We start from the raw sequence: 3,318 nt of genomic DNA, 5'->3' as shown, positions 1-3,318 counted from the left end.
ATCGCCTTCGGTGACGGTATGGAGAACGGAATCGCCAACCCCACCCGGGCCGGTGCGGGCTGGAACATGGACCGCTGGGTACTGAAGCGGTGAGGCTGCGGCGTGGTGACGAGGAGTGGGTGTAGATGAGCAAGCACGAACTGGTGGAGACGCCCGAGCGGGTCGGTGAGCGGGCTGCGCGGGCCGAGGCGGCGGTGCAGCGGCTGACCCGCTGGCACGACGACTTCCCGACCCCGGGTGTGCGGTTCGCGGATCTGACGCCGGTATTCGCCGATGCCGAGGGCTACCGGGCGGTCCTGGACTGTCTGGCGGCGTGCGCGCCGGACGCCGATCTGGTGGCGGGTGTGGACGCGCGCGGCTTCCTGCTGGGTGCGGGTGTGGCGGCGCTGCTGGGTACCGGTGTGATCGCCGTGCGCAAGGCGGGCAAACTGCCGCCGCCGGTGTTCTCCCGCGAGTACTCGCTCGAATACGGTTCCGCCGCACTGGAGATCCCCGCCGACGGCGTGGAACTGCGGGGACGCAAGGTGCTGCTGCTCGATGACGTGCTCGCCACCGGTGGCACGCTCGCCGCCGCCGCGGACATCTTCACCGAGACCGGGGCGCAGGTGGTCGCCGCCGCGGTGGTCCTCGAACTGGGCTTCCTCGGCGGGCGGGATCGTCAGGGCGACTATCCGCTGACCTCCGTGGTCAAGCTCTGACGGTCGGAAATCGGCGTCACCTGGTGCCGGAGACCAGCCGGGCCAGGATGCCGGTGACGACGAGCCAGAAGACGGCGGCCAGTCCGTAGTCCAGCACGATGTCGAGATTGGCGTTCCCGGTCTCGAACAGCCCCGGGAAGAACAGCGCCAGCGGTTCGGCCAGGTTCTCGATGAATCGATAGAACGGATTGGACTGGTCGGCATCGAACACCCGCAGCAGGATGTAGATGCCCTCGATCAGTGCGAAGACCGCACCGACCGTACTGATGATCCGAGCGGCGGTGCTCTCGCGGTAGTACGTGTACGGCATACGTTCGAAATTCCCCGCTCGCGCCGGTCGAAACAGCCCCTGACGGGCATCGAGACCGAAACGTTCTGATCAGTCGGCCGCACCTGTCGATTCGCCGCCACGTCGTGAGCTGGGTCTCGAAATAATCCCTTGCACGATCGGGTTGGCCTGGATAGCTTGGGAACGTCTCATTGCCGCACGATCGGAGTTATGCACGTTGATCTTCTGAGGTAGCGCCCGGTGGCCCGCATTCGCGCGCCGCGTTCTCGTTCGCCTACCTCGAGGAGTGTGCATGTCCAGTACGTTTGTCGTTTCCATTTCCGATCTCACCTTCACCTGGCCCGATGGCACTCCGGTGTTCGACGGCCTCGACGCCGCCCTCGGACCGGGGCATATCGGTCTGGTCGGGAGCAACGGCGCGGGCAAGTCCACACTGTTGCGTCTGATCGTCGGAGAGTTGCGGCCCCAGCGTGGCTCGATCACCCCGCCCGAACGGCTCGGGTATCTGCGGCAGGATCTCGGACTGTCCGCCGGACAGCGGGTGGACGCGGTGCTCGGTATCGCGCCGGTGCGAAAGGCGCTGCACCGCATCGAATCCGGTACGGGCACCGACGCCGATTTCGAGCTGATCGGTACCCGCTGGGATGTCGAGGAGCAGGCCGTGGCATTGCTGGGCAAACTCGGATTGCACTATGTCGCCGGGGATGTCGGGCAGCTGGACCGCCGCCTCGACACCCTCTCCGGCGGGGAGACGGTGCTGCTCGGCCTGGTCGCCGAACTACTGCGCGAACCCGACGTGCTGGTGCTCGACGAGCCGACCAACAACCTGGACCAGGTTGCGCGCCAACGCCTCTACGAGGTGATCGGGCAGTTCGCGGGCACGGTGCTCACGGTCAGTCACGACCGCGAACTGCTGGAGCGCGTGGACGGCATCGCCGAACTGCGCCACGGCGAGATCCGGTGTTTCGGCGGGAGTTTCAGCGAGTACGAGCAGATTGTTGCGGCCGAGCAGGCGGCGGCTCGGGCGGCCGTCCGCGACGCCCGCGGCGATGTGCGCAAGCAGGCGCGGGAACTGGTCGAGGCGCGGATCAAACTCGACCGCCGCCTGCGCTACGGCCAGAAGATGTGGGATACCAAGCGGGAACCCAAGATCGTGATGGCCGAACGCAAACGCCAGGCCCAGGTGTCGGCGGGCAAGTTGCGCAACAACCACATCGGCAAGCTCGAGGAGGCGAAGGATCAGCTCACCCAGGCACAGGAACTGCTGCGCGACGACCGGGAGATCCGTGTCGATCTGCCCGCCACCCTGCTCTACCCCGGACAGGATGTCATCGACCTGGAGGAGGTGACCCTCGCCAACGGCCCGGTGGTGACGCTGAAGGTCTCCGGACCGGAGCGGATCGCCCTCACCGGTCGCAACGGTTCGGGCAAAACCACGCTCCTGCACCGCATCCGGGACGAATCGCCGAAGGTGCCCTGGCGCATGCTGCCGCAGCGCCTCGATATCTTCGACGAGTCGAAGACGGTGTTCGAGAATGTGGCCGCCGCCGCGCCGCACGCGTCCGCGGAACGGATTCGAGCCCAACTGGCCCGCTTCCTGTTCCGGGGCACCGACGCCGATGTGGCCGCCGAGGCGCTGTCGGGTGGGGAGCGGCTGCGGGCGGCGCTGGCCATGCTGCTGCTGGCCGAACCCGCGCCGAAGCTGCTGCTGCTCGACGAGCCCACCAACAACCTGGACCTGCCCAGCCTGCGGCATCTCGCCGAGGCCCTCGCGGCGTTCCAGGGTGCGCTCATCGTGGTCAGCCACGATCCGCGCTTTCTCGACGAGATCGGGGTCACCCGCCGCATGGAGCTGTCGGCACACGGATTGGCCGAAATCCCGTCCGAGTAGCGAGGTTTGGCCGGGTGCCGCGGCTCCGGGGAGAGGGGCGGCGTCGGGTGCGGAGCAATCCGTACGCAACGCCGCCCCGAACACGGTAGAAAGGGGGGTGATCACGTCGGTATGGGCACGTCCGGACGGGCGGTAGTCACCGTCGGCGACCCCGAGACGAAACCCGGACTAAAGTTGGTGGTCCGGGTGGTTGCACGGTCCGATATGGTGTTCCGATCGCGGCCGGGAGAGGTGGTGTGGCATGACTCAGCATTTGGAACAGGCGAATGCCGGGCAATCGAACAATGACGCATCGGCCACCCCGCCCACCCCTAATTCCATGCCCCAGCGCCAGGGCGATCCGACGTCACAGCGGCAGGGCGATCCGACGTCACAGCGGCAGGGTGATCCGGCGGCTCAGCGCCAGGGAGATACAACGGCGGCACCGCGGCCGGGCGATA

The 3,318-nt window shown here is 67.3% G+C and carries 4 protein-coding genes; 3 read left to right on the top strand and 1 reads right to left on the bottom strand.

Annotated features, from left to right (window positions below; translation table 11 throughout):
* The first annotated feature begins 125 nt into the window (after positions 1-125).
* Positions 126-698, top strand: coding sequence for an adenine phosphoribosyltransferase (locus QK444_RS34490; protein ID WP_282786199.1), 573 nt, complete (start codon positions 126-128; stop codon positions 696-698).
* A gap of 16 nt (positions 699-714) precedes the next feature.
* Here the strand turns inward: QK444_RS34490 and QK444_RS34485 are convergent, their stop codons facing one another.
* The gene (locus QK444_RS34485; RefSeq protein ID WP_051037444.1) at positions 715-1,008 is read right to left on the bottom strand and encodes a hypothetical protein; all 294 of its coding nucleotides are present in this window, start codon (positions 1,006-1,008) and stop codon (positions 715-717) included.
* Positions 1,009-1,279: 271 nt separating this feature from the next.
* Here QK444_RS34485 and QK444_RS34480 point away from each other — a divergent pair, with 271 nt between their 5' ends.
* Together QK444_RS34480 and QK444_RS34475 are read left to right on the top strand one after the other, a co-directional pair.
* Positions 1,280-2,878 (top strand): ATP-binding cassette domain-containing protein, encoded by a 1,599-nt coding sequence (locus QK444_RS34480; protein ID WP_282786198.1) that lies wholly within the window; start codon positions 1,280-1,282, stop codon positions 2,876-2,878.
* A gap of 241 nt (positions 2,879-3,119) precedes the next feature.
* The coding region (locus QK444_RS34475; protein WP_282786197.1) for a hypothetical protein at positions 3,120-3,318 on the top strand (199 nt) is incomplete at its 3' end.

Source organism: Nocardia sp. CC201C, from assembly GCF_030010695.1.
Lineage (GTDB): Bacteria > Actinomycetota > Actinomycetes > Mycobacteriales > Mycobacteriaceae > Nocardia > Nocardia otitidiscaviarum.
The sequence above is the reverse complement of the archived record's forward strand: the minus strand, read 5'-3'. Positions and strand labels throughout refer to the sequence as shown.